Origin of the sequence: Pantoea sp. EKM20T, assembly GCF_011800485.1 — a bacterium.
Classification (GTDB): domain Bacteria; phylum Pseudomonadota; class Gammaproteobacteria; order Enterobacterales; family Enterobacteriaceae; genus Pantoea; species Pantoea agglomerans.
This window is the reverse complement of the sequence record NZ_JAALFW010000023.1, coordinates 1-25847: the sequence shown is the minus strand read 5'-3', so window position 1 is coordinate 25847 and position 25847 is coordinate 1. Positions and strand designations below refer to the sequence as shown.

Genomic DNA, 25847 nt, shown 5'->3' with positions numbered 1-25847 from the left:
GACAACATCAAAATGGTTGTTACCCTGATCCACCCAATCGCAATGGACGAAGGTCTGCGCTTCGCAATCCGCGAAGGTGGCCGTACCGTTGGCGCGGGTGTTGTTGCTAAAGTTATCGCATAATTACCGATAACGTTTGACGCAATGCACACGGAAAGGGCATCATTTGATGCCCTTTTTGCACGCTGTTTCATAGAACCTGGCTCATCAGTGATTTTTTGAATCATAATCATTGCTGAGACAGGCTCTGTTATGCGGCGTTGGATACCGAGTTACGCCCCAAAAGCTCATTCGGTTTGGACGCCTCGCACTGCGGGGCAGAATAGTTTCTGAATTATTGTGGCAGGTTGGTTTATGAGTGCGAATACCGAAGCTCAAGGGAGCGGGCGTGGCCTGGAAGCGGTAAAGTGGGTAGTAGTCGTGTTACTGCTGCTTGCAGCGATTGTAGGTAACTACCTCTATCGTGATGTGTCACTGCCACTGCGTGCTTTAGCCGTAGTTGTACTGATTGCAGCGGCTGGCGGCATTGCGCTTTTAACGACCAAAGGCAAAGCGACCGTGGCTTTTGCTCGTGAAGCAAGAACAGAAATGCGTAAGGTTATCTGGCCAACCCGCCAGGAAACGCTGCACACCACGTTAATCGTTGCCGCGGTTACTGCCGTGATGTCACTGATTTTGTGGGGGCTGGATGGTATTCTGGTCCGTCTGGTATCGTTTATCACTGGCCTGAGGTTCTGAGATGTCTGAAGCTCCAAAGAAACGCTGGTACGTCGTACAGGCGTTTTCCGGTTTTGAAGGCCGCGTAGCACAATCGCTGCGCGAGCATATCAAATTGCACAACATGGAAGAGCTGTTTGGCGACGTCATGGTTCCGACTGAAGAAGTCGTTGAAATTCGTGGTGGCCAGCGTCGTAAGAGCGAGCGCAAGTTTTTCCCGGGATACGTACTGGTTCAGATGGTGATGAATGACGCCAGCTGGCACCTGGTACGCAGCGTCCCACGCGTGATGGGTTTCATCGGCGGTACATCTGACCGTCCGGCACCTATCAGCGATAAAGAAGTTGATGCGATCATGAACCGTCTGCAGCAGGTCGGCGACAAGCCTCGTCCGAAAACGCTGTTTGAGCCAGGTGAAATGGTTCGCGTTAATGACGGTCCTTTTGCTGACTTTAACGGTGTGGTTGAAGATGTGGATTACGAGAAGAGCCGCCTGACGGTATCCGTTTCCATCTTTGGACGTGCGACGCCGGTTGAGCTCGACTTCGGTCAGGTGGAGAAAGGTTAACCTCTTTCCGCTCACAAATTAGCTGTTGCAGCAGGCGCGAAATTTAACTACAATTTCGCGCCTTTTGTTTTTATGCGCTGGCAACAGCGTGTAAATCGTTATCACGGGGAGCCTTTACAGGCGCTATAACCCAATTGAGGAAATATCATGGCTAAGAAAGTCCAAGCCTACGTCAAGCTGCAGGTTGCAGCTGGTATGGCGAACCCAAGTCCACCGGTTGGTCCAGCTCTGGGTCAGCAGGGTGTTAACATCATGGAATTCTGCAAAGCGTTCAACGCTAAGACCGAATCTCTGGAAAAAGGTCTGCCGACTCCTGTTGTTATCACCGTATACAGCGACCGTTCTTTTACCTTCATTACCAAAACGCCTCCGGCTGCCGTACTGCTGAAAAAAGCAGCGGGCATCAAGTCTGGTTCTGGTAAGCCGAACAAAGATAAAGTCGGTAAAGTGACTCGTGCTCAGGTACGTGAAATCGCAGAAACCAAAGCTGCGGACATGACTGGTTCTGACGTTGAAGCGATGACTCGCTCAATCGAAGGTACTGCTCGTTCCATGGGCCTGGTAGTAGAGGACTAAGAAATGGCTAAGCTGACCAAGCGCATGACCGTAATTCGCGACAAAGTTGACGCGACCAAGCAGTATGATATTGCTGAAGCTGTTGCTCTGCTGAAAGAACTGGCTACTGCCAAGTTCGTTGAAAGCGTTGACGTTGCTGTCAACCTCGGCATTGATGCACGTAAATCTGATCAGAACGTTCGCGGCGCGACCGTTCTGCCACACGGTACTGGTCGTTCAGTACGTGTTGCTGTCTTCGCCCAGGGCGCCAACGCTGAAGCTGCTAAAGCAGCAGGCGCTGAGCTGGTAGGCATGGAAGACCTGGCTGATCAGATCAAGAAAGGCGAAATGAATTTTGACGTTGTTATTGCTTCTCCGGATGCAATGCGCGTTGTTGGCCAGCTGGGCCAGATTCTGGGTCCACGTGGCCTGATGCCAAACCCGAAAGTCGGTACTGTAACGCCTAACGTTGCTGAAGCGGTTAAGAACGCTAAAGCGGGTCAGGTTCGTTATCGTAACGACAAAAACGGCATCATCCACACTACCATCGGTAAAGTGGACTTTGACGCTGACAAACTGAAAGAAAACCTGGAGTCTCTGCTGGTTGCGCTGAAAAAAGCAAAACCATCTCAGGCGAAAGGCGTGTACATCAAGAAAGTTAGCCTTTCAACCACCATGGGCGCCGGCGTTGCCGTTGACCAGGCTGGTCTGAACGCAACAGCAAACTAATTGCTGCTTGAAACGGGCGAAAAATTCACCTAGAATCTTACGCCCGTTGTTCTGTTATTAACGGAACAGGACACCAGAGAGCCAGAACTGATTGTTGCGTGTATCGCCTTTCCCTCTGACTCTGCTGCGTCGCACAGAATTTAGGTTGGAGCCAGGCCTTATCCTGGCCTCCGTCCAAGACCGCAGGAGCTGCTTATCTCCGGATATTCCGCTTAATACCCTGCGTAGACGGTGACAGAACCAAAAGAATTTTTTCTTAGCTGGATTCTGCTCACCGTGTTCGAGCGCTTATTTCCCCTTGGGGTGAGTAAGTGAAGTGAGTTCCGGGGAAATCCTTTCCCGGTCAAATCCAGGAGCAAAAGCTAATGGCATTAAATCTTCAAGACAAACAAGCGATTGTTGCTGAAGTCAGCGAAGTAGCCAAAGGTGCGCTTTCAGCGGTTGTTGCGGATTCCCGTGGCGTTACCGTTGATAAAATGACCGAACTGCGTAAAGCAGGCCGTGAAGCTGGCGTTTACATGCGTGTTGTTCGTAACACCCTGCTGCGCCGCGTCGTTGAAGGAACTCAGTTTGAGTGCCTGAAAGACACGTTTGTTGGTCCGACCCTGATTGCATATTCTATGGAACACCCGGGCGCTGCTGCTCGTCTGTTCAAAGATTTCGCGAAAGCGAATGCAAAATTTGAGGTCAAAGCTGCAGCCTTTGAAGGTGAGCTGATCACGGCGGCCAATATTGACCGTCTGGCAACGCTGCCGACCTACGAAGAAGCACTGGCACGTCTGATGTCGACCATGAAAGAAGCCGCTGCCGGCAAACTGGTCCGCACTCTGGCTGCTGTACGCGATGCAAAAGAAGCGGCTTAAGGTCATATTCTTTTCTTCGTACTTGCTTACGTATAAACTTTTTCTGATTCTTAGGAACAATTGTCATGTCTATTACTAAAGACCAAATTCTGGAAGCTGTTGCAGCGATGTCCGTAATGGAAGTAGTTGAGCTGGTTTCTGCTATGGAAGAAAAATTCGGCGTTTCTGCTGCTGCTGCTGTAGCTGTTGCTGCGGGCCCGGCTGAAGCTGTTGAAGAAAAAACTGAATTCGACGTAGTTCTGAAAGCTGTTGGCCCGAACAAGGTTGCAGTAATCAAAGCCGTACGTACTGCAACTGGTCTGGGCCTGAAAGAAGCCAAAGATCTGGTTGAAGCAACTGGCGTAATCAAAGAAGCGATCAGCAAAGATGACGCAGCTGCACTTGAAGCTGCTCTGAAAGAAGCTGGCGCTGAAGTTGAAGTTAAGTAAGACAGCCTTCGGGTTGCAGTCTGAGTAGTTTCAGGCTGATGGCTGGTGACTTTTTGGTCACCAGCCTTTTTGCGCTACAGGGTCTCAATGGGGTTTCACACTGTTTGTCCATTGTTACTCTTCAATATCTTTCTCTATCGACGACTTAATATACCGCTCTACCTGTGCGGGTTCCCTGCCCTCGCAACAGCGATGAAATGATTTAAGCGTGATAGAAAGAGGTATTGCACTGCTGCTGCGCAGCCAGTGAATCAAACAAAATCGTGTTGCATGAACTGTCCTGTCAGGACGGACAGCGTGGGTCGACTTGTCAGCTAGCTGAGGAACCCTATGGTTTACTCCTATACCGAGAAAAAACGTATTCGTAAGGATTTTGGTAAACGTCCGCAAGTACTGGACATACCTTATCTCCTTTCCATCCAGCTCGACTCGTTCCAGAAGTTTATCGAGCAAGATCCAGAAGGTCAGTACGGACTGGAAGCTGCATTCCGCTCTGTATTCCCTATTGCGAGCTACAGCGGCAACTCTGAGTTGCAGTATGTCAGCTATCGCCTGGGTGAACCTGTCTTTGACGTGAAAGAGTGTCAGATCCGTGGCGTGACCTATTCGGCACCGCTGCGCGTGAAACTGCGTCTGGTGGTCTATGAGCGCGAAGCGCCAGAAGGCACCGTAAAAGACATTAAAGAACAAGAAGTCTACATGGGCGAAATTCCGCTCATGACCGACAATGGTACCTTTGTTATCAATGGTACCGAGCGCGTTATCGTTTCTCAGCTGCACCGTAGTCCTGGCGTGTTCTTTGATAGCGATAAGGGTAAAACCCACTCATCGGGTAAAGTGCTCTACAACGCACGTATCATCCCTTACCGCGGTTCATGGCTCGACTTTGAGTTTGACCCGAAAGATAACCTGTTTGTCCGTATTGACCGTCGTCGTAAGCTGCCGGCCACTATCATCCTGCGTGCGTTGCAGTTCACTACACCTCAGATCCTCGATATCTTCTTCGAGAAAGTGGTGTTTGAAATTCGCGACAACAAGCTGCAGATGGAGCTGGTGCCTGAGCGCCTGCGCGGTGAAACTGCGACCTTCGATATCGAAGCGAACGGCACCGTCTACGTCGAAAAAGCACGCCGTATTACTGCGCGCCATATCCGTCAGCTGGAAAAAGATGGCATTCAGCACATCGAAGTTCCGGTTGAATATATCGCGGGCAAAGTGGTCGCTAAAGACTACATCGATGAGAGCACCGGTGAGCTGATCATTGCAGCGAACATGGAACTGTCACTGGATCTGCTGGCCAAACTGAGCCAGTCCGGTCACAAGCGCATCGAAACGCTGTTCACCAACGATCTGGACCACGGTCCATATATGTCCGAGACCCTGCGTGTCGACCCAACCAGCGATCGTCTGAGCGCACTGGTTGAGATCTACCGCATGATGCGTCCTGGTGAGCCGCCAACACGCGAAGCAGCAGAGAACCTGTTTGAGAACCTGTTCTTCTCTGAAGATCGTTACGATCTTTCTGCTGTGGGTCGTATGAAGTTCAACCGTTCATTGCTGCGTGATGAAATCGAAGGTTCAGGCATCCTGAGCAAAGATGACATCATCGAAGTGATGAAGAAGCTGATCGACATCCGTAACGGTAAAGGCGAAGTGGACGATATCGACCACCTCGGTAACCGTCGTATTCGTTCAGTCGGTGAAATGGCTGAGAACCAGTTCCGTGTCGGTCTGGTACGTGTTGAGCGTGCGGTGAAAGAGCGTCTGTCACTGGGCGACCTTGATACCCTGATGCCACAGGACATGATCAACGCGAAGCCAATTTCGGCCGCGGTGAAAGAGTTCTTTGGTTCCAGCCAGCTTTCTCAGTTTATGGATCAGAACAACCCGCTGTCAGAGATTACGCACAAACGTCGTATCTCTGCTCTCGGCCCGGGTGGTTTGACGCGTGAGCGTGCCGGCTTCGAAGTGCGTGACGTACACCCAACGCACTACGGTCGTGTCTGCCCAATCGAAACCCCTGAAGGCCCGAACATCGGTCTGATCAACTCCTTGTCTGTGTATGCACAGACCAACGAGTACGGTTTCCTTGAGACGCCTTACCGCCGTGTTATCGACGGTCTGGTTTCTGACGAGATTCACTACCTCTCTGCTATCGAAGAGGGTAACTACGTTATCGCTCAGGCGAACGCCCCTCTTGATGATAACGGCGCGTTTGTTGATGACCTGGTCACCTGCCGTAGCAAAGGCGAATCAAGTCTGTTCAGCCGCGATCAGGTTGACTACATGGACGTTTCGACTCAACAGATCGTTTCTGTCGGTGCGTCACTGATCCCGTTCCTGGAACACGATGATGCTAACCGCGCCCTGATGGGTGCGAACATGCAACGTCAGGCCGTTCCGACTCTGCGTGCTGATAAGCCGCTGGTTGGTACGGGTATGGAACGTGCTGTTGCCGTTGACTCCGGTGTAACTGCCGTTGCCAAACGTGGCGGTACCGTACAGTACGTCGACGCATCACGTATCGTTATCAAAGTTAACGAAGACGAAATGCATGCTGGCGAAGCCGGTATCGACATCTACAACCTGACCAAATATACCCGTTCTAACCAGAACACCTGCATCAACCAGATGCCATGTGTTTCTCTGGGTGAGCCGGTTGAGCGCGGCGACGTGCTGGCAGATGGCCCGTCCACCGATCTGGGTGAACTGGCACTGGGCCAGAACATGCGCGTAGCGTTCATGCCGTGGAACGGTTACAACTTCGAAGACTCCATCCTGGTCTCCGAGCGTGTGGTTCAGGAAGATCGCTTTACGACTATCCACATTCAGGAACTGGCTTGCGTGTCGCGTGACACCAAACTGGGGCCGGAAGAGATTACCGCTGATATCCCGAACGTGGGTGAAGCTGCACTCTCTAAACTGGATGAGTCAGGCATCGTCTACATCGGTGCTGAAGTGACCGGTGGTGACATTCTGGTTGGTAAGGTTACGCCAAAAGGTGAAACCCAGCTGACGCCAGAAGAGAAACTGCTGCGCGCTATCTTCGGTGAAAAAGCCTCTGACGTGAAAGATTCGTCACTGCGCGTACCGAATGGCGTGTCAGGCACCGTGATCGACGTTCAGGTCTTTACCCGCGATGGCGTGGAAAAAGACAAACGTGCGCTGGAAATTGAAGAGATGCAGCTGAAGCAGGCCAAGAAAGACCTGTCTGAAGAACTGCAGATTCTGGAAGCGGGCCTGTTCAGCCGTATCCAGAACGTATTGATTTCTGGTGGCGTTGAAGCAGACAAACTGGACAAGCTGCCGCGCGAGCGCTGGCTGGAACTGGGTCTGACTGACGAAGCCAAGCAAAACCAGCTGGAGCAGCTGGCAGAGCAGTACGACGAACTGAAGCACGAGTTTGAGAAAAAACTCGAAGGTAAGCGTCGTAAAATCACCCAGGGCGATGATCTGGCACCAGGCGTGCTGAAAATCGTTAAGGTTTATCTGGCTGTTAAGCGTCAGATTCAGCCGGGTGACAAAATGGCAGGCCGTCACGGTAACAAAGGTGTTATCTCTAAGATCAACCCGATCGAAGATATGCCTTACGATGAAAACGGCACGCCGGTTGACATCGTTCTGAACCCGCTGGGCGTACCATCGCGTATGAACATCGGTCAGATTCTGGAAACCCACCTGGGTATGGCAGCGAAAGGCATCGGCGAGAAGATCAACGCCATGCTCAAAAAGCAGGAAGACGTCGCGAAACTGCGCGAATTCATCCAGCGCGCCTATGACCTGGGTAGCGATCTGCGTCAGAAAGTTGACCTGAACACCTTCTCCGACGACGAAGTATTGCGTCTGGCTGAGAACCTGAAGAAAGGTATGCCAATCGCCACTCCGGTGTTTGATGGCGCGAAAGAGAGCGAAATCAAAGAGCTGCTGCAGCTCGGCGGCTTGCCTTCTTCCGGTCAGATTACCCTGTTTGACGGCCGTACCGGTGAGCAGTTCGAACGTCAGGTAACCGTTGGCTACATGTACATGCTGAAACTCAACCACCTGGTTGATGACAAGATGCATGCACGTTCAACCGGTTCCTACAGCCTGGTTACTCAGCAGCCGCTGGGTGGTAAGGCACAGTTCGGTGGTCAGCGCTTTGGTGAGATGGAAGTATGGGCACTGGAAGCATATGGTGCCGCGTATACCCTGCAGGAAATGCTTACCGTTAAGTCTGATGACGTCAACGGCCGTACCAAGATGTATAAAAACATCGTTGACGGTAACCATCAGATGGAACCGGGCATGCCGGAATCCTTCAACGTACTGTTGAAAGAGATTCGCTCGCTGGGTATCAACATCGAGCTGGAAGACGAGTAACCCCTTTTCAGGCTGCGGTTCGCCGCCGCCTGAAAGCGCAGGGTTTAAAGCGCTCGCAATTGTACTGGTTACGGGGCGTTCAATTTCGGTTGGACGCCCTCTGAGTCTCACTCCGACGGGAGCTAATCCGTGAAAGACTTACTTAAGTTTCTGAAAGCGCAAACTAAGACCGAAGAGTTTGATGCGATCAAAATTGCGCTGGCTTCGCCAGACATGATCCGTTCCTGGTCTTTTGGTGAAGTGAAAAAGCCAGAAACCATTAACTACCGTACTTTTAAGCCAGAGCGCGATGGTCTGTTCTGTGCCCGTATCTTCGGGCCGGTAAAAGACTATGAGTGCCTGTGCGGCAAATACAAGCGCCTGAAACACCGTGGTGTGATTTGTGAGAAGTGCGGCGTTGAAGTGACCCAGACTAAAGTACGCCGTGAGCGTATGGGCCACATCGAACTGGCGTCGCCGACTGCGCACATCTGGTTCCTGAAGTCACTGCCATCGCGTATCGGCTTACTGCTGGATATGCCACTGCGTGACATCGAGCGCGTGCTCTATTTTGAATCTTACGTGGTAATCGAAGGTGGCATGACCAACCTCGAGAAGCGTCAGATTCTGACTGAAGAGCAGTACCTTGACGCTCTGGAAGAGTTCGGTGACGAGTTCGACGCCAAAATGGGCGCCGAAGCGATCCAGGCCCTGTTGAAAAACATGGATCTGGAGCAGGAGTGCGAGCAGCTGCGTGAAGAGCTGAACGAAACTAACTCCGAAACCAAACGTAAAAAACTGACCAAGCGCATCAAGCTGCTGGAAGCGTTCGTACAGTCTGGCAACAAGCCAGAGTGGATGATCCTGACCGTGCTGCCTGTTCTGCCACCGGATCTGCGTCCGCTGGTACCGCTGGATGGTGGCCGTTTCGCAACGTCGGATCTGAACGATCTCTATCGTCGCGTGATCAACCGTAACAACCGCCTGAAACGCCTGCTGGATCTGGCTGCGCCGGATATCATCGTGCGCAACGAAAAGCGTATGTTGCAGGAAGCGGTCGATGCACTGCTGGACAACGGTCGTCGCGGTCGTGCGATCACCGGTTCCAACAAGCGTCCGCTGAAATCGCTGGCTGACATGATCAAAGGTAAGCAGGGTCGTTTCCGTCAGAACCTGCTGGGTAAACGTGTCGACTATTCTGGTCGTTCGGTTATCACCGTAGGTCCATACCTGCGCCTGCATCAGTGCGGTCTGCCGAAGAAAATGGCACTCGAACTGTTCAAACCGTTCATTTACGGCAAGCTGGAACTGCGTGGCCTGGCCACCACCATCAAAGCCGCGAAGAAAATGGTTGAGCGCGAAGAAGCGGTTGTCTGGGATATCCTCGACGAAGTGATCCGTGAGCACCCGGTTCTGCTGAACCGTGCGCCTACGCTGCACCGTCTGGGTATTCAGGCCTTTGAACCGGTTCTGATCGAAGGTAAAGCGATCCAGCTGCACCCGCTGGTTTGTGCGGCATACAACGCCGACTTCGATGGTGACCAGATGGCTGTTCACGTACCGCTGACGCTGGAAGCCCAGCTGGAAGCACGTGCGCTGATGATGTCGACCAACAACATCCTGTCACCTGCGAACGGCGAGCCAATCATCGTTCCTTCTCAGGACGTTGTACTGGGTCTGTACTACATGACCCGTGACTGTGTTAACGCCAAAGGCGAGGGCATGGTGCTGACTGGCCCGAAAGAAGCTGAGCGTATTTATCGCGCTGGCCTCGCATCGCTGCATGCTCGCGTTAAGGTGCGTATCACCGAACACGAGAAAAATGAGCAGGATGAGTGGGTTGCTAAAACCAGCATCATCGACACCACTGTTGGCCGTGCCATCCTGTGGATGATCGTGCCAAAAGGTCTGCCTTTCTCCATCGTTAACCAGGCGCTGGGCAAAAAAGCTATCTCCAAAATGCTGAACACCTGTTACCGCATTCTGGGCCTGAAGCCGACCGTTATCTTTGCTGACCAGACCATGTACACCGGTTTCGCTTACGCAGCCCGTTCAGGCGCGTCTGTCGGCATCGACGACATGGTTATTCCAGAGAAGAAAGTGGAAATCATCACCGAAGCGGAAGCTGAAGTGGCTGAGATCCAGGAGCAGTTCCAGTCTGGTCTGGTAACCGCAGGCGAACGTTACAACAAAGTCATCGATATCTGGGCAGCAGCCAACGAACGTGTTGCCAAGGCGATGATGGAAAACCTCTCAACCGAAACCGTTATTAACCGTGACGGCGTAGAAGAGCGACAGGTTTCCTTTAACAGCATCTTTATGATGGCTGACTCCGGTGCGCGTGGTTCTGCTGCACAGATTCGTCAGCTGGCCGGTATGCGTGGTCTGATGGCGAAGCCAGATGGCTCCATCATCGAAACACCAATCACGGCGAACTTCCGTGAAGGGTTGAACGTACTCCAGTACTTCATCTCAACCCACGGTGCTCGTAAAGGTCTGGCGGATACCGCACTGAAAACGGCGAACTCCGGTTATCTGACGCGTCGTCTGGTTGACGTTGCACAGGATCTGGTTGTTACCGAAGATGACTGTGGTACACACGAAGGCATCATGATGACACCTGTCATCGAAGGTGGCGACGTTAAAGAGCCACTGCGTGAACGTGTTCTGGGTCGTGTGACCGCTGAAGACGTTCTGAAGCCGGGTACTGCTGACATTCTGGTTCCACGCAACACGCTGCTCGATGAGCACTGGTGTGACGTGCTGGAACTGAACTCAGTCGACAGCCTGAAAGTCCGCTCAGTAGTAGGTTGTGAAACCGACTTTGGTGTGTGTGCGCATTGCTATGGTCGCGACCTGGCACGTGGTCACATCATCAACAAAGGTGAAGCGATCGGTGTTATCGCGGCACAGTCCATCGGTGAGCCAGGTACACAGCTGACGATGCGTACGTTCCACATCGGTGGTGCGGCATCACGTGCGGCTGCTGAATCCAGCATTCAGGTGAAGAACAAAGGTACCATCAAGCTGACCAACGCTAAGTCGGTAACGAACTCGGCAGGCAAGCTGGTGATCACCTCGCGTAACGTTGAACTGAAAATGATCGACGAATTTGGTCGTACCAAAGAGAGCTATAAAGTTCCTTATGGTTCTACCATGGCGAAAGGTGATGGTGAGCAGGTTGCAGCGGGCGAAACCGTCGCAAACTGGGATCCGCATACCATGCCAGTCATCACCGAAGTGGGCGGTTTCATTCGCTTCACGGACATGGTTGATGGCCAGACCATTACCCGTCAGACAGATGACTTAACCGGTCTTTCTTCGCTGGTGGTTCTGGACAGTGCTGAACGTACTGCGGGCGGTAAAGATCTGCGTCCTGCGCTGAAAATTGTTGATGCCAACGGCAACGACGTTCTGATCCCGGGCACCGACATGCCGGCTCAGTACTTCCTGCCGGGTAAAGCGATTGTTCAGCTGGAAGATGGCGTGAAGATCAGTGCTGGTGACACGCTGGCGCGTGTTCCGCAGGAATCTGGCGGTACCAAGGATATTACCGGTGGTCTGCCACGCGTTGCTGACCTGTTCGAAGCGCGTCGTCCGAAAGAGCCAGCTATTCTGGCGGAGATCAGCGGCATCATCTCCTTCGGTAAAGAGACCAAAGGTAAGCGTCGTCTGGTCATCACTCCGCTGGATGGCAGTGAGCCGTACGAAGAGATGATTCCGAAATGGCGTCAGCTGAACGTGTTCGAAGGTGAACGTGTTGAGCGCGGTGACGTGGTTTCCGATGGCCCAGAGTCTCCACATGACATCCTGCGCTTGCGTGGCGTGCATGCGGTGACCCGTTACATCACTAACGAAGTGCAGGAAGTTTACCGTCTGCAAGGCGTTAAGATTAACGATAAGCACATCGAAGTCATCGTTCGTCAGATGCTGCGTAAAGCAACCATCGTTAGCGCAGGAAGTGCAGACTTCCTGGAAGGTGAGCAGGCTGAATTCTCTCGCATCAAGATCTCTAACCGTGATCTGGAAGCGAACGGAAAAGTTGGCGCAACCTTCATGCGTGACCTGCTGGGTATTACCAAAGCGTCACTGGCTACCGAATCGTTCATCTCTGCAGCATCGTTCCAGGAAACCACGCGTGTCCTGACCGAAGCAGCAGTAGCAGGTAAGCGCGATGAACTGCGCGGCCTGAAAGAGAACGTAATCGTGGGTCGTCTGATCCCGGCCGGTACCGGTTATGCGTACCATCAGGATCGTATGCGCCGCAAAGCGGCAGGTGAAGTTCCGGTTGCACCGCAGGTTACTGCGGATGAAGCCTCAGCCAGCCTGGCTGAACTGTTGAACGCCGGTCTCGGCGGCAACAAAGACGATTAATCGTCCTTTACCTGATAAAAACCCTGCCTCGGCAGGGTTTTTTTTTGTCTCTGATTCAGACATTCCAGTCGTTGCGGCCAAGGCCAATGTCTTTCAGCTGACTGTCACTCAGCTTCGACAGGATGACGCGTGTCTCACGCCGTAACTGCCAGCGTTTATAACTGCGCCATAAGTAACGAACCAACTGGTAAGGCGTGCCTGTAAACGGTTTAGCTGCGCGATTCTCATCGTATCCCATGATAGTGCCCTCAGTGAATTGTCTGAGGACTATTCTCAGCGGATCGCTCTGTATGATACAGACGCAAAAATCACCTTTCTTTAACATACAGATTGCGTTAATGACAATCTGAATGGTAAAAAAGAGGCATAACTGTACCGGTTAATGCTCAGCTCCTGAGTCAGAGGAAATACAATGACGCGATATGAACATCTGGCCACGCTGCTGGCTCAGCGTATCGAACAAGGTTTATATCGCAGCGGTGAGCGCCTGCCCTCGGTACGCAGTCTGAGTGCCGAACATGGCGTCAGTATCAGCACCGTGCAGCAGGCTTATCATCTGCTGGAAGAGAAGCAGATGATTACGCCGCAGTCGCGCTCTGGCTATTTTGTGGCCTCGCGTAAGGCGACGCCCCCGATGCCTGCGCTGACCCGTCCCGCACAGCGGCCGGTTGAGGTAACGCAGTGGGATGCGGTGCTGGAGCTGATTAACAGCCGTCTGGAAGATGATGTGTTGCAGCTGGGAAGCGGTATGCCCGATCTGACGCAGCCGACGCTTAAGCCGCTGTGGAAAGCCTTCAGCCGTCAGGCTCAGAAGCAGGACATCGCGCTGCTCAATTATGACAACCTCTATGGTGTTCTCGCACTGCGGCAACAGGTTGCACGACTGGCGATAGATAGCGGTTGCCAGCTCACCGCCGATGACATTGTTATTACCACCGGCTGCCATGAAGCGTTATCGGTAGCCGTGCGCGCGGTCTGCGAGCCGGGCGATATCATTGCTGTTGAGTCGCCTTCGTTTCACGGGATCATGCAAACCCTGCGCGGATTTGGCATTCGTGCCATTGAGATCCCGACCGATGCGGTAACCGGCATCAGCCTGGAAGCGCTGGAACTGGCGTTTGATCAATGGCCGATTAAAGCAGTCGTTGTTGTGCCGAACTGTAATAATCCGCTGGGATTTATCATGCCTGAGCCGCGTAAGCGGGCATTGCTGGCCCTGGCGCAGCGGTTTGACGCGGCGGTCATTGAAGATGATGTTTATGGTGAGTTAGCCTGGGAATATCCGCGCCCAGCGACCATTAAAGCGCTGGATCTCGATGGCCGGGTTCTGCTGTGCAGCTCCTTTTCCAAAACGCTGGCGCCAGGTTTGCGTGTCGGCTGGGTTGCACCCGGCCGCTATCGCGACCGTGTACTGCACATGAAATATATCGTCACAGGTTCCACCGCCACACAGCCTCAGCATGCGGTCTCCGAGTTTATCCGCCAGGGCCATTATCAGCCCCATCTGCGCCGGATGCGGCAAATCTATCATCGTAACTATGAAACCTTTAGCTGCTGGGTGCGCCACTACTTTCCCTGCGGCATCTGCGTTTCCCGTCCTCAGGGCGGTTTTCTGATGTGGATAGAGCTCCCCGAAGCGTTTGATGCGGTCCGGCTCAACCGCGAATTGCGCGAGTCAAAAATTCAGATAGCCGTAGGCTCACTCTTTTCGGCCTCGGGTAAATACCGTAACTGTCTGCGCTTAAACTACGGGCTGCCGATCAACGAGCAGACTGAGAAGGCGCTGGCGCTGGTGGGTGCAGCCGTCGAACGCGCCATGATCTCGTGCCAGCATGAGACGCAGATTTCAGCTTCAACTCTCGCATAGCGAAAAGAAGAAGCAGGGCCGGCAAGAGGAGGGAACCGGCCCTGGTCAGATAACCTTAACCTGACGGAGGCCACGTTAAGGTTTTGGATCAGAGCACGCCAGCGGCAACATACGCTTTTGCGCGTCGCTTTCCCGGCAGAAACGCTGGCGTTACTGGTTTTGCAGCCGCTATGCGGGACAGCTTCCACAAATCCTTATTGGTGAAGCTCTGCCAGCGCCAGCAAAGTACGTGTTGCTTCACGCCAGTCATCTGCCTGGGTAATCGCACTCACCACCGCAATACTCCCTACGCCGGTTGCCAGCACGTCAGGTGCCCGAGCAATCGAAATACCGCCAATTGCCACGGTGGGGATATGCGTCAGGCGCGTCAGATGCCGCTTCAGCTGTTCAATGCCCTGCGGCGCAGAAGGCATCTCTTTGGTCTGCGTCGGGAAAATATGTCCAAGCGCGATGTAAGAGGGCTGGATTGCCAGTGCGCGGTCCAGTTCAGCATCGTCATGGGTGGAGAGCCCCAGACGCAATCCGGCCTGATGAATCCGGGCAAGATCGGCGACATCGAGATCCTCCTGACCCAGATGCACGCCATAAGCCTGATGCTTTATCGCCAGCTGCCAGTAGTCATTGATAAACAGGCGCGCGTCATAGCGTTTACCCAGTGCAATCGCCTGAGCGATGGCGGGCTCGGCGACCTCATCGGGCTGATCTTTGATGCGCAGCTGCAGTGTACGAACGCCCATCTTCAGCAGGCGCTCAATCCAGTCGGGGCTATCAACCACCGGATAAAGCCCCAGGCGCGGGGCGGTAGCGGGAAATGCGGGCATCGTTACTCCTCCTTAATGGCATCGGCGGGATGATAAAGCTCACCGCCGCGCCGACGAAAACGGTCTGACATTTGCGCCATGCCCACTTCAACGGGCTCGGCGTGCGTATCCTGACGTGCTGCGAACTCGCGCACCTCCTGGGAAATTTTCATCGAGCAGAACTTAGGGCCACACATCGAGCAGAAATGGGCCACTTTGCCCGACTCTTGCGGCAGGGTTTCATCATGCATAGCCCGCGCCGTATGGGGATCCAGCGCCAGATTAAACTGATCTTCCCAGCGGAACTCAAAGCGCGCTTTGGACATGGCGTTATCACGGATCTGCGCACCCGGATGGCCTTTCGCCAGATCGGCGGCATGCGCCGCGATTTTGTAGGTGATCAATCCCTGCTTCACATCCTCTTTGTTCGGCAGACCCAGATGCTCTTTGGGCGTGACGTAACACAACATGGCGCAACCAAACCAGCCAATCATGGCAGCACCGATACCGGAGGTGAAATGGTCATAGCCGGGCGCGATGTCGGTGGTCAGCGGGCCAAGGGTGTAGAAGGGGGCTTCATCGCACAGGTCGAGCTGTTCTGTCATGTTGCGGCGGATCATATGCATCGGGACGTGCCCCGGGCCTTCAATCATTACCTGAACGTCATATTCCCAGGCAATACGGGTCAGCTCGCCCAGGGTACGCAGTTCGGCAAACTGCGCCTCATCGTTGGCATCCTGAATGGAACCCGGACGAAGGCCATCGCCCAGCGACAGGGAGACATCATAGGCGGCGCAGATTTCACAAATCTCCCGGAAGTGCTGATACAGGAAGCTCTCCTGATGATGCGACAGGCACCATTTCGCCATGATAGATCCACCCCGCGATACAATTCCGGTCAGACGTTTCGCCGTCATCGGGACATAACGCAGCAGCACGCCAGCGTGGATAGTGAAGTAATCGACACCCTGTTCCGCCTGCTCAAGCAGCGTATCGCGGAATATTTCCCAGTTCAGCGCCTCGGCCACGCCATTCACTTTTTCCAGCGCCTGATAAATCGGCACTGTACCGATTGGCACCGGGCTGTTTCGCAAAATCCATTCGCGCGTTTCATGAATATAACGACCGGTAGAGAGATCCATCACCGTATCGGCACCCCAGCGAGTCGACCAGACCAGTTTTTCCACCTCTTCCTCAATAGAAGAGGTCACCGCCGAGTTACCGATGTTGGCATTGACCTTAACCAGAAAGTTGCGGCCAATGATCATCGGCTCCGATTCAGGGTGATTGATATTGGCAGGGATAATGGCGCGTCCGGCAGCGACCTCCTGACGTACAAACTCGGGCGTGATACTGGCTGGCAGATGCGCGCCAAAACTGTGTCCGGGATGCTGTTGCAGCAATACCTCACTGCGGATTCGCTCACGGCCCATGTTTTCCCGCAGTGCGATAAATTCCATTTCCGGGGTGATGATCCCCTGACGGGCATAGTGCAATTGCGTGACGCAGCAGCCTGCGCGGGCACGGCGCGGTGTCGGGAGTTGATCGAAGCGCAGATGATCCAGTCCCTCGTCAGCCAGCCGCTGCTGGGTATAACCCGAGCTGTTCTGTTCGAGAAATTCGCTGTCGTCGCGTTCAGCAATCCAGCGGGCGCGCAGCTTTTCCAGGCCACGATGAACATCGATCTGTGCCGCGGGATCACCATAGGCACCCGCCGTGTCATAGACCGGTACTGCTTCGTTCTGCTCATAGAGAGGCTGTTCTTTGCTGCCGCCGATGTGGGTCGGGCTTAGCACGATTTCACGCATGGGAACGCGGATATCCTCGCGGCTACCGGTAATCCAGATGCGGCGGGACTGGGGAAATGCACTGCCGCTTTGCAGGGAATCAATAAATTCCTGCGCCTGGGCACGCTGTTCACGACGGGTTGTTTTTTGGTCAGACATAGCAATCTTCCTGTTAAGGGGGAACGATGCTTGTCCGGAGTTCGGAAGGAGTAACCGTATAGACAGCGTAAGCATGCTGGTATACAGAGAATATTTACTCTTGTTCCCTTCGCAGGTTCTAACCTGATCAGGTTCCGCGGATCCCGAATTAACGGTCTCAGCCCAACTTGGGCACTCCGACAAGAAGCTGTTTTTACGCGGGTGTCTGATAACAGAGCCAGGCGTAAAAACCTTATATTTCAAAGCAAAAATAAAAAAGGTTCTTTGGAGCACTCTCCTCAGAACCTGTTCAGCATAAAAGGGCTACGGGATAATCTCAACCCCTTTGCCGGAGATGATGATTAGGCCGGACGCGCGATATGGCTGTCATTCGCTACCGGCGGGGGGACAAGCTGGTTATCCCATGCCAGCTGGATAAGCTTATCTTCCAGCGTAAAGCGTGCTTCCAGCACTTCACCCACTTCTGAAAGTGCCTGCTGGAAGGTCATGCAGTTTTCGTCGTCGATCGCCTGCTGCAGGTGGCCGTCATACAGCTGCATCAGACGCTCAGTATTGGCTTCCAGCGGTGGATAGATCTGTGCGGCGGCAATCATCGGGCTGTCGCCACTCATTTCACTGATCACGCGTTCATAGATACTGAAGTGACCCGCAGAAAGATAATCGACCAGACCGTGACAGAAGTTGTCCAGAGCCTGCTCATCAAGACGCGTCAGCGCCTCTTTGTTTGGTTTAAGTCCGACCAGGTGATAATAGGTCACCAGTAGCTGACGACGGGCTTCAAGCCACGAATCGACCAGTTCATTACTGCCACCTACGCGTTCAGCCAGGACGTCTAACTGGTTAAGCATATCTAACTCCATGTGAGTTATAGTTGTTTATCTACACACTTAACATCAGGGCTTCAGCGTGCGAGTTGACGCTAAGGATGACGAAATAAATGCAATGCGAAATCTCAAGCGTAGACGCTGGATGGTGGATTGTCAGCCATGAACAGAAACTTTGGTTGCCACAAGGTGATTTACCCCACGGAAACGCCGAAAAATTTGGTTTGACCGGCAGTAAAGCCCGGACCATCGGTGAGTGGCAGGGCGAAAAAGTCTGGCTGATTTGTGAGCCGCGTTCTGCCGATATGTTCTCAGTACGACAGCTGATCGATCAGGATGTGGCGCTGTTTCAGCTAGTGGGTCGCGGTGTGCAACTGGCGGAATTCTACCGTTCTCATCGCTGGTGCGGCTATTGCGGCCATGAAATGCACCAAAGCAAACATGAATTTGCCTGTCTCTGCAGCCATTGCCGCGAGCGTTACTATCCGCAGATCGCACCCTGCATCATTGTGGCTATCCGTCGCGGTGATGAAATCCTGCTGGCGAATCATGCCCGCCATCGCAACAAGGTCTACACGGTGCTGGCGGGTTTTGTGGAGGTGGGCGAGACGCTGGAGCAGGCCGTTGCCCGCGAAGTGATGGAAGAGAGCAATATCCGCGTCAAAAACGTCCGTTACGTTACCTCCCAGCCGTGGCCCTTCCCGCAATCGCTGATGACAGCCTTTATGGCGGAGTATGACAGCGGCGATCTGCAGCACGATGGTAAAGAGCTGCTGGATGCGGCCTGGTTCCGTTTTGATGAGCTGCCGTTGCTGCCACCGCCAGGCACCGTGGCGCGCCGCCTGATTGAAGATACCGTCGCCCTGTGCCGCGCCGAAGTGTGAAAGTGCTACACTACACGCCTGTTATTGAGAGAGTGTTGAGATGAGTGAACTGAAGAACGATCGTTATTTGCGTGCCCTGTTACGTCAGCCGGTTGATGTCACGCCGGTCTGGATGATGCGACAAGCCGGGCGCTATTTGCCGGAGTACAAAGCGACACGCGCCCAGGCGGGTGACTTTATGTCGCTGTGTAAAAACGCCGAGCTGGCCTGTGAAGTTACCCTGCAGCCGCTGCGCCGTTATCCGCTGGATGCCGCCATCCTCTTCAGTGACATCCTGACCATTCCGGATGCGATGGGACTGGGTCTCTACTTTGAAACCGGCGAAGGCCCGCGTTTCTCAAACCCTGTGACCTGTCGCGCTGACGTTGAGCGTTTACCGGTGCCCGATCCCGAAATGGAGCTGGGCTATGTGATGAATGCTGTCCGTACCATCCGTAAGAACCTGAACGGCGATCTGCCGCTGATTGGCTTCTCCGGCAGTCCGTGGACGTTGGCCACCTATATGGTGGAAGGCGGGAGCAGCAAGGCGTTTACCAAAATTAAGAAGATGATGTATGCCGATCCCGCTACGCTCCATGCGATGCTGGATAAGCTGGCCGACAGCGTCATCCTCTATCTCAATGCTCAGATCCGCGCCGGTGCGCAGTCCGTTATGGTCTTTGATACCTGGGGTGGCGTGCTGACCGGTCGTGATTACCGCGAATTCTCACTCCATTACATGCACAAAATTGTCGATGGCCTGCTGCGTGAAAACGACGGTCGCCGCGTGCCGGTGACGCTCTTCACCAAAGGCGGCGGACAGTGGCTGGAAGCGATGGCCGCCACCGGTTGTGACGCGCTGGGTCTCGACTGGACCACCGATATTGATGACGCACGCCGTCGCGTGGGCGACAAAGTCGCCCTGCAGGGCAACATGGATCCTTCTATGCTCTATGCGGCACCTGAGCGTATCGAACAGGAAGTGGCTGGGATCCTGGAGCGCTTTGGCTCGGGCACCGGGCATGTCTTTAATCTGGGTCATGGTATTCATCTGGATGTGCCACCGGAAAATGCGGGCGTCTTTGTTGAGGCGGTACACCGTTTATCACGTCCCTGGCATCAGGAGTAATCATGGATATTGCCGCACTTCGCGCTGAGCAGTTACAACGCGCCGCTGATGTGGTGCGTGAAGATGACTTTGATGTGCTGCCACCCCGCTTTATCGGCGGGGCGGACGTTGGATTTGAGCAGGAAGGCACCATCACCCGGGCGGCGATGGTGATACTGGAGTATCCCTCCTTAAAGCTGGTAGAGCACCGCATCGCACGCGTTGAGACCACCATGCCTTATATTCCGGGCTTTCTCTCATTCCGTGAATATCCAGCGCTGATGGCCGCCTGGCAGATGCTGGAGCAAAAGCCGGACCTGCTGTTTGTGGATGGACACGGTATTTCGCATCCACGACGACTTGGCGTCGCGTCACATTTTGGCCTGCTGGTCGATGTGCCCACCATTGGTGTCGCGAAAAGTCGCCTGTGTGGCCGTTTTGCCGATCTGGATGCGCAGCCTGGCAGTCGTCAGCCACTGATCGACAAAGGCGAGCAGATAGGCTGGGTATGGCGCAGCAAGCTGCGGTGTAATCCGCTGTTTGTCGCCACCGGCCATCGTGTCAGCCTGGATACCGCGCTACAGTGGGTCGAAAACTGTACGCGTGGTTACCGGCTGCCGGAACCGACCCGCTGGGCCGACGCGGTTGCCTCGAACCGAACCGCTTTCCAGCGCTGGCAAAACGCGCTTTAACACTGTTTGTGCTGCGGTTTTGCAGTTACACTGCGGCCAGCGAAACGAATAAGAGCCACCTTTATGTTACAAAATCCCGTTCATCTGCGTCTGGCGAAGCTGGAAAGCTGGCAGCACCTTACTTTTATGGCCTGCCTGTGCGAGCGCATGTATCCCAACTATCGTGCGTTCTGCGAGCAGACTGAATTTGCCGATCCGGCACTCTATCGCCGCATTCTTGATCTGATCTGGGAAAACCTGACGGTCAAAGATGCGAAGATTAACTTCGACAGCCAGCTGGAAAAGCTCGAAGCCGCCATTCCTGATGGTGATGCGTTTGAGGTTTACGGCGTTTATCCGGCTATCGATGCCTGTGTGGCATTGAGCGAAGTCGTACATGCGCAGCTGAGCGGTGAAACTCTTGAGCATGCAATTGAAGTCAGCGAGACCTCAATTACTACTATCGCCATGCTGGAAATGACCCAGGCTGGACGCGAAATGACCGACGAAGAGCTGCGTGAAAACCCGGCTATCATCGATGAGTGGGACCTTCAGTGGGAGATTTTCCGCCTGCTGGCGGAGTGTGAAGAGCGCGACCTTGAATTGATTAAAGGTCTGCGATCTGACCTGCGTGAAGCGGGAATTAGCAACATCGGTATAAATTTCCAGCAGTAAGGCGATAAAACGTGACTTCAGGCCCGAATTAGCGCGCCTGGAGGCTTCACATTGGCCCCCTGTCTGGTCTACATTTGGGGGGCTGAAAATTGTGGCTATCGGTGCGTGCAGGCAGAAGAGTGCCAGAATATGGCTTTTCCCTCGCACTCGTTGCTTAGCAAGCGATAAATACACTTTAAGGATAACTTATGAACAAGACTCAACTGATTGATGTGATCGCAGAAAAAGCTGACCTGTCTAAAACCCAGGCAAAGGCAGCGCTGGAATCTACTCTGGCTGCGATCACTGAGTCTCTGAAAGATGGTGATGCTGTACAACTGGTTGGTTTTGGTACTTTTAAAGTGAACCACCGCGCTGAGCGTACCGGTCGTAACCCGCAGACTGGCAAAGAGATCAAAATCGCTGCAGCAAATGTACCGGCATTCGTGTCTGGTAAAGCGCTGAAAGACGCCGTTAAGTAAGACGTCGCACTGCGGTTAAGCTTTAAAACAGGGGGCGTTTCGCCCCTTTTGTTTAAGAGGCCAGCCATCATGACCCCGCTGTTTCAGCGTTTATCTGTTCTGTTTCTCTCCCTGTTTCTTTTCGGTTGCAGCTCTACTCCGGATATTCCCCCCTTTTCTGCCAGTGGCTATCTTGCCGATCGTGGTGTTGTTCGTATCTGGCGTAAAAACAGCGACCACCAGTCTGTCCATATCCGCACCTTCTATACGCCGTTCAGTGGGGGTGAGGGTGAAGTGACGGATTATGTCTGGCTGGAAGAGTCGTTGATCAGCATTCAGCGTCAGGTGAAGGGCAACCAGCCTGATGATGTGACCCTGCGCTTTGACCAGGCTGGCGGTCTTAACTTTATGCAGCGCCAGCTTTCAGGCCGGCGTGAAGCGGTCAGCCCGGATGCGGTTGAGCTCTATAAGTTTGATGCCGAGCGGATGCGTAACCTCAGCGATGCGCTATTAAGCGGTCAGGTGTTCCTCAGACAGGGACACTGGCTGGGAAACAATGTGCTGGAGAGTTGCGAAGGCCAGCAGGTCAGACCCGCTTTTGACGCCGACGCTCTGCAGATGCTGACACAGCAGCAACGCCGCGCATCGGCACCGCTGATGGTGTCATGGCTGGAAGCGCCGGAAGGAATACAGCTATTGCGGGTCAGTCAGCAGGATGACTGCTCACAGCAGCCGACAGAAGAAGATATGTGAATTAAAAAGGGGGCACCTGGTGCCCCCTGAACTTATTTGCGATTAATGGCGCGGTAGCCGATATCGCGGCGACAGAAGCTGCCCTGCCATGAGATCGGTTTTGTCAGCTCATAAGCCCGCTTTTGTGCCGCGGCCACATCGTCGCCCAGCGCGGTTACGCACAACACGCGGCCACCGTTTGTCAGCACCAGGTCCTCTTCCAGCCGTGTTCCGGCGTGGAATACCTTGCCGTCAGCAACTTCTTCCAGTGGCAGACCGTGAATCTGATCGCCCTGAGTGTAGTCACCCGGATAACCGCCCGCCGCCAGCACCACACCCAGCGCAGGGCGGGGATCCCATTGTGACGTTTTCTGATCCAGCTTACCGTCACAGGCGGCCAGGCAAAGATCGACCAGATCCGACTGCAGACGCAGCATGATCGGCTGAGTCTCCGGATCGCCGAAGCGGCAGTTGAATTCGATCACTTTCGGCTGCCCGGTGTGATCGATCATCAGGCCGGCATAGAGAAAACCGGTATAGACGTTGCCTTCAGCCGCCATGCCGCGCACGGTCGGCCAGATAACCTGATCCATAACGCGCTGGTGGATCTCATCGGTGACAACCGGAGCCGGAGAGTAGGCACCCATTCCGCCAGTGTTCGGACCGGTATCGCCATCGCCCACGCGTTTGTGATCCTGGCTGGTGGCCATGGGCAGCACATGCTCGCCGTCCACCATCACGATGAAGCTGGCTTCTTCGCCATCCAGAAACTCTTCAATCACAATGCGGTGTCCGGCATCGCCAAAGGCGTTTCCGGCCAGCATATCCTGAACCGCATCCTCAGCTTCCTGCAGCGTCATCGCCACAATCACGCCTTTACCTGCGGCCAGGCCGTCGGCTTTGATGACGATAGGGGCGCCTTTCTCACGCAGATACGCGAGAGCGGGCTCAACCTCGGTGAAGTTCTGGTATTCCGCACTCGGGATCTGATGACGCGCCAGGAAATCCTTGGTGAAAGCTTTAGAGCCTTCCAGCTGCGCAGCGGCCTGAGTCGGACCAAAGATAGCCAGCCCGGCCTCACGGAAGGCATCCACGATGCCAATTACCAGCGGCGCTTCGGGGCCGACAATCGTCAGATCGATCTTTTCACGCCGGGCAAACTCAAGCAGGGCAGGGACATCAGTTGCACTGATCGCGACATTCTGCAGCGCAGGCTCTAATGCGGTGCCCGCATTACCCGGTGCCACAAAGACGGTTTCCGCCAGCGGCGACTGGACTGCTTTCCAGGCCAGAGCATGTTCACGTCCGCCATTGCCGATTACTAAAATTTTCATCTGTTTCTCTCCAGAACGATTAATGGCGGAAGTGACGCATGTCGGTGAAGATCATGGCAATGCCGTGCTCATCAGCCGCCGCAATCACCTCTTCATCGCGGATGGAGCCGCCAGGCTGGATGACGCAGCTCACGCCTGACGCGGCTGCCGCATCAATGCCATCACGGAACGGGAAGAAGGCATCCGACGCCATGGCTGATCCTTTTACTTCCAGCCCTTCATCGGCTGCTTTAATGCCGGCAATCTTAGCGGAATAGACACGGCTCATCTGTCCGGCACCGATACCGATGGTCATGTTGTCGCGTGCATAAACAATGGCGTTAGACTTAACGAACTTCGCTACTTTCCAGCAGAACAGCGCATCACGCAGCTCCTGTTCGGTTGGCTGACGTTTACTGACGACGCGCAGCTGGCTGGCATCAACCATGCCGAGATCGCGATCCTGTACCAGCAGACCCCCGTTGACGCGTTTGAAATCCAGTGCAGCAGTACGGTTTTGCCATTGGCCGCAGATCAGGACACGGACATTCTGCTTCGCGGCGGTAATTTTCAGCGCGGCCTCGGAAACCGCTGGCGCGATAATCACCTCAACAAACTGGCGGCTGATAATGGCCTGCGCAGTTGCTTCATCCAGCTCGCGGTTAAAGGCGATGATGCCGCCAAATGCGGAGGTCGGATCGGTCTGGTAAGCACGCTCATAGGCTGCCAGCAGAGAGTCACCGGTCGCTACGCCACAAGGGTTCGCATGTTTGACGATGACGCAGGCGGGTTCACTGAACTCTTTTACGCACTCCAGTGCAGCATCCGTGTCAGCAATGTTGTTATAGGAGAGCGCTTTGCCCTGAACCTGCCGGGCAGTCGCCACTGAAGCTTCAGTGATGTTCTCTTCTATATAGAAGGCAGCATCCTGATGGCTGTTTTCACCGTAGCGCATATCCTGCTTCTTAATGAAGTTCAGATTCAGGGTACGCGGGAAACGGCCAGCAGGCTGATTACGATCACCGTGATAGGCGGGTACCAGGCTGCCAAAGTAGTTAGCGATCATGCTGTCATACGCGGCGGTGTGTTCGAACGCTTTGATCGCCAGATCGAAACGGGTCTCAAGCGTCAGGCCATTTTCATGGGCATCCATTTCGGCAATGATCGCTTCGTAGTCGCCGCTGCTGACCACGATTGCCACATCTTTATGGTTCTTGGCAGCAGAGCGCACCATGGTCGGGCCACCGATGTCGATATTTTCCACTGCATCTTCCAGTGAACATCCTTCACGGGCGACGGTCTGTGCAAAGGGATAGAGGTTAACGACCACCATGTCGATTGGGCTGATGTCGTGCTGCGCCATAATGGCATCATCCTGGCCGCGACGACCTAAAATGCCGCCATGCACTTTGGGATGCAGGGTTTTGACGCGTCCATCCATCATTTCCGGGAAACCGGTGTAGTCAGAGACTTCTGTGACAGCCAGACCCGCATCCGCCAGCAGGCGAGCTGTTCCGCCTGTGGAGAGCAGTTCGACACCGCGATTTGAGAGCGCCTGAGCAAATTCGAGGATACCGGCTTTGTCAGAGACACTGAGCAATGCGCGGCGTACAGGACGAGTTTGTTGCATGGTGGTTTATCCCTTGGCTTTGTTTCGCGTATATAAGAGCGTTACATCAGGCTTTACAGCGGTTTTCTCTTCTCTATACAGGAAGAAAAAATCAAAAACCTCAGGTAACGCCCCGAAAAGGGGTGTCCGGAACTTCGCCCGGCATTGTAGCGAAAACGTTTGCGTGATGCTCGCCTAAATTTATCTGGCCCGACTAATGTGGATAACATTGTGTGTAACTGCGTATAACAGCCGCTTTTGCTGTGGAATGCAGCGAACGCTCTTTTTTATGCTATTTATGGGTTGCGCCTCTCAGACAACTCCCTATAATGCGCATCCATCAACACGGCACACCGGCAACGGGAAGCGGGTTGAGAGGCACAGGAGACTGCGCCGCCGGAGAAAAACTTCTGAGAAAGAGGTTGAC

Annotated in this window: 21 protein-coding genes, 1 pseudogene and 1 riboswitch; of the genes and pseudogenes, 16 read left to right on the top strand and 6 right to left on the bottom strand. The window is 54.1% G+C overall.

Translation table 11 applies throughout. The features are described 5' to 3' along the window. From tuf to rpoC, 9 genes and pseudogenes are all read left to right on the top strand, one after another. A pseudogene (gene tuf / locus HFD94_RS22385) lies at positions 1-123 on the top strand (elongation factor Tu); the annotation flags it as partial. Positions 124-354: 231 nt separating this feature from the next. Then, entirely contained in the window at positions 355-738 is a 384-nt protein-coding gene (gene secE / locus HFD94_RS22380; protein ID WP_008927141.1) for a preprotein translocase subunit SecE, read from the top strand. 1 nt (position 739) lies between these two features. Beyond that, positions 740-1285, top strand: coding sequence for a transcription termination/antitermination protein NusG (gene nusG, locus HFD94_RS22375; RefSeq protein ID WP_003848088.1), 546 nt, complete (start codon positions 740-742; stop codon positions 1283-1285). Between the two features lie 147 nt (positions 1286-1432). Further along, a complete protein-coding gene (rplK, locus tag HFD94_RS22370; protein WP_006121495.1) occupies positions 1433-1861 on the top strand; it encodes a 50S ribosomal protein L11 in 429 nt (142 codons plus the stop codon). 3 nt (positions 1862-1864) lie between these two features. Beyond that, a complete protein-coding gene (gene rplA, locus HFD94_RS22365) occupies positions 1865-2569 on the top strand; it encodes a 50S ribosomal protein L1 (RefSeq protein WP_010261038.1) in 705 nt (234 codons plus the stop codon). Positions 2570-2934: 365 nt separating this feature from the next. Then, positions 2935-3432, top strand: a complete 498-nt coding sequence (gene rplJ, locus HFD94_RS22360) for a 50S ribosomal protein L10 (protein WP_003848098.1) — start codon at positions 2935-2937, stop codon at positions 3430-3432. 65 nt (positions 3433-3497) lie between these two features. After that, complete coding sequence (gene rplL, locus HFD94_RS22355) at positions 3498-3860, top strand: 50S ribosomal protein L7/L12 (protein WP_008927142.1); 363 nt, start codon at positions 3498-3500, stop codon at positions 3858-3860. Between the two features lie 330 nt (positions 3861-4190). Further along, positions 4191-8219, top strand: coding sequence for a DNA-directed RNA polymerase subunit beta (rpoB, locus tag HFD94_RS22350; protein WP_010261046.1), 4029 nt, complete (start codon positions 4191-4193; stop codon positions 8217-8219). A gap of 129 nt (positions 8220-8348) precedes the next feature. After that, positions 8349-12572 (top strand): DNA-directed RNA polymerase subunit beta', encoded by a 4224-nt coding sequence (gene rpoC / locus HFD94_RS22345; RefSeq protein ID WP_010261049.1) that lies wholly within the window; start codon positions 8349-8351, stop codon positions 12570-12572. A gap of 55 nt (positions 12573-12627) precedes the next feature. Here the strand turns inward: rpoC and HFD94_RS22340 are convergent, their stop codons facing one another. After that, complete coding sequence (locus HFD94_RS22340; RefSeq protein ID WP_010261051.1) at positions 12628-12810, bottom strand: DUF1127 domain-containing protein; 183 nt, start codon at positions 12808-12810, stop codon at positions 12628-12630. Positions 12811-12984: 174 nt separating this feature from the next. Between HFD94_RS22340 and HFD94_RS22335 the strand changes: the two genes are divergently transcribed. Next, the gene (locus tag HFD94_RS22335; RefSeq protein ID WP_033773291.1) at positions 12985-14439 is read left to right on the top strand and encodes a PLP-dependent aminotransferase family protein; all 1455 of its coding nucleotides are present in this window, start codon (positions 12985-12987) and stop codon (positions 14437-14439) included. A 194-nt stretch (positions 14440-14633) separates the two neighbouring features. Here the strand turns inward: HFD94_RS22335 and thiE are convergent, their stop codons facing one another. The 3 genes from thiE to HFD94_RS22320 form a co-directional block, all read right to left on the bottom strand. Next, entirely contained in the window at positions 14634-15260 is a 627-nt protein-coding gene (gene thiE / locus HFD94_RS22330; RefSeq protein WP_122890143.1) for a thiamine phosphate synthase, read from the bottom strand. 2 nt (positions 15261-15262) lie between these two features. After that, complete coding sequence (thiC, locus tag HFD94_RS22325; RefSeq protein ID WP_033780882.1) at positions 15263-17185, bottom strand: phosphomethylpyrimidine synthase ThiC; 1923 nt, start codon at positions 17183-17185, stop codon at positions 15263-15265. 87 nt (positions 17186-17272) lie between these two features. Next, a riboswitch (TPP riboswitch) is annotated at positions 17273-17374 on the bottom strand. Positions 17375-17526: 152 nt separating this feature from the next. Beyond that, a complete protein-coding gene (locus HFD94_RS22320) occupies positions 17527-18033 on the bottom strand; it encodes an Rsd/AlgQ family anti-sigma factor (protein ID WP_010261059.1) in 507 nt (168 codons plus the stop codon). An 89-nt stretch (positions 18034-18122) separates the two neighbouring features. Here HFD94_RS22320 and nudC point away from each other — a divergent pair, with 89 nt between their 5' ends. From nudC to HFD94_RS22290, 6 genes are all read left to right on the top strand, one after another. Continuing rightward, complete coding sequence (nudC, locus tag HFD94_RS22315; RefSeq protein WP_010672223.1) at positions 18123-18893, top strand: NAD(+) diphosphatase; 771 nt, start codon at positions 18123-18125, stop codon at positions 18891-18893. A 40-nt stretch (positions 18894-18933) separates the two neighbouring features. Further along, the gene (gene hemE, locus HFD94_RS22310) at positions 18934-20001 is read left to right on the top strand and encodes a uroporphyrinogen decarboxylase (RefSeq protein ID WP_010672222.1); all 1068 of its coding nucleotides are present in this window, start codon (positions 18934-18936) and stop codon (positions 19999-20001) included. 2 nt (positions 20002-20003) lie between these two features. Continuing rightward, the gene (nfi, locus tag HFD94_RS22305) at positions 20004-20672 is read left to right on the top strand and encodes a deoxyribonuclease V (RefSeq protein ID WP_010261068.1); all 669 of its coding nucleotides are present in this window, start codon (positions 20004-20006) and stop codon (positions 20670-20672) included. A 63-nt stretch (positions 20673-20735) separates the two neighbouring features. Beyond that, positions 20736-21326, top strand: a complete 591-nt coding sequence (locus tag HFD94_RS22300; RefSeq protein WP_010261070.1) for a YjaG family protein — start codon at positions 20736-20738, stop codon at positions 21324-21326. Positions 21327-21514: 188 nt separating this feature from the next. Beyond that, complete coding sequence (hupA, locus tag HFD94_RS22295; protein ID WP_003850136.1) at positions 21515-21787, top strand: nucleoid-associated protein HU-alpha; 273 nt, start codon at positions 21515-21517, stop codon at positions 21785-21787. 69 nt (positions 21788-21856) lie between these two features. Beyond that, on the top strand, positions 21857-22519 hold the full coding sequence (locus HFD94_RS22290; protein ID WP_010261073.1) for a DUF1481 domain-containing protein: 663 nt from the start codon (positions 21857-21859) through the stop codon (positions 22517-22519). Positions 22520-22551: 32 nt separating this feature from the next. On the opposite strand, the gene purD is transcribed toward HFD94_RS22290, so the two are convergent. Together purD and purH are read right to left on the bottom strand one after the other, a co-directional pair. Next, positions 22552-23832 (bottom strand): phosphoribosylamine--glycine ligase, encoded by a 1281-nt coding sequence (purD, locus tag HFD94_RS22285; RefSeq protein ID WP_033768366.1) that lies wholly within the window; start codon positions 23830-23832, stop codon positions 22552-22554. A 19-nt stretch (positions 23833-23851) separates the two neighbouring features. Further along, complete coding sequence (gene purH / locus HFD94_RS22280) at positions 23852-25441, bottom strand: bifunctional phosphoribosylaminoimidazolecarboxamide formyltransferase/IMP cyclohydrolase (protein WP_010672219.1); 1590 nt, start codon at positions 25439-25441, stop codon at positions 23852-23854. Positions 25442-25847: the final 406 nt, after the last annotated feature.

Excerpts from the sequence above, each read along its gene's own strand:
- secE (WP_008927141.1), top strand. The coding sequence starts at position 355 with ATGAGTGCGAATACCGAAGCTCAAGGGAGCGGGCGTGGCCTGGAAGCG.
- nusG (WP_003848088.1), top strand. The coding sequence starts at position 740 with ATGTCTGAAGCTCCAAAGAAACGCTGGTACGTCGTACAGGCGTTTTCC.
- rplK (WP_006121495.1), top strand. The coding sequence starts at position 1,433 with ATGGCTAAGAAAGTCCAAGCCTACGTCAAGCTGCAGGTTGCAGCTGGT.
- rplA (WP_010261038.1), top strand. The coding sequence starts at position 1,865 with ATGGCTAAGCTGACCAAGCGCATGACCGTAATTCGCGACAAAGTTGAC.
- rplJ (WP_003848098.1), top strand. The coding sequence starts at position 2,935 with ATGGCATTAAATCTTCAAGACAAACAAGCGATTGTTGCTGAAGTCAGC.
- rplL (WP_008927142.1), top strand. The coding sequence starts at position 3,498 with ATGTCTATTACTAAAGACCAAATTCTGGAAGCTGTTGCAGCGATGTCC.
- rpoB (WP_010261046.1), top strand. The coding sequence starts at position 4,191 with ATGGTTTACTCCTATACCGAGAAAAAACGTATTCGTAAGGATTTTGGT.
- HFD94_RS22340 (WP_010261051.1), bottom strand. The coding sequence starts at position 12,810 with ATGGGATACGATGAGAATCGCGCAGCTAAACCGTTTACAGGCACGCCT.
- HFD94_RS22335 (WP_033773291.1), top strand. The coding sequence starts at position 12,985 with ATGACGCGATATGAACATCTGGCCACGCTGCTGGCTCAGCGTATCGAA.
- thiE (WP_122890143.1), bottom strand. The coding sequence starts at position 15,260 with ATGCCCGCATTTCCCGCTACCGCCCCGCGCCTGGGGCTTTATCCGGTG.
- thiC (WP_033780882.1), bottom strand. The coding sequence starts at position 17,185 with ATGTCTGACCAAAAAACAACCCGTCGTGAACAGCGTGCCCAGGCGCAG.
- HFD94_RS22320 (WP_010261059.1), bottom strand. The coding sequence starts at position 18,033 with ATGCTTAACCAGTTAGACGTCCTGGCTGAACGCGTAGGTGGCAGTAAT.
- nudC (WP_010672223.1), top strand. The coding sequence starts at position 18,123 with ATGCAATGCGAAATCTCAAGCGTAGACGCTGGATGGTGGATTGTCAGC.
- hemE (WP_010672222.1), top strand. The coding sequence starts at position 18,934 with ATGAGTGAACTGAAGAACGATCGTTATTTGCGTGCCCTGTTACGTCAG.
- nfi (WP_010261068.1), top strand. The coding sequence starts at position 20,004 with ATGGATATTGCCGCACTTCGCGCTGAGCAGTTACAACGCGCCGCTGAT.
- HFD94_RS22300 (WP_010261070.1), top strand. The coding sequence starts at position 20,736 with ATGTTACAAAATCCCGTTCATCTGCGTCTGGCGAAGCTGGAAAGCTGG.
- hupA (WP_003850136.1), top strand. The coding sequence starts at position 21,515 with ATGAACAAGACTCAACTGATTGATGTGATCGCAGAAAAAGCTGACCTG.
- HFD94_RS22290 (WP_010261073.1), top strand. The coding sequence starts at position 21,857 with ATGACCCCGCTGTTTCAGCGTTTATCTGTTCTGTTTCTCTCCCTGTTT.
- purD (WP_033768366.1), bottom strand. The coding sequence starts at position 23,832 with ATGAAAATTTTAGTAATCGGCAATGGCGGACGTGAACATGCTCTGGCC.
- purH (WP_010672219.1), bottom strand. The coding sequence starts at position 25,441 with ATGCAACAAACTCGTCCTGTACGCCGCGCATTGCTCAGTGTCTCTGAC.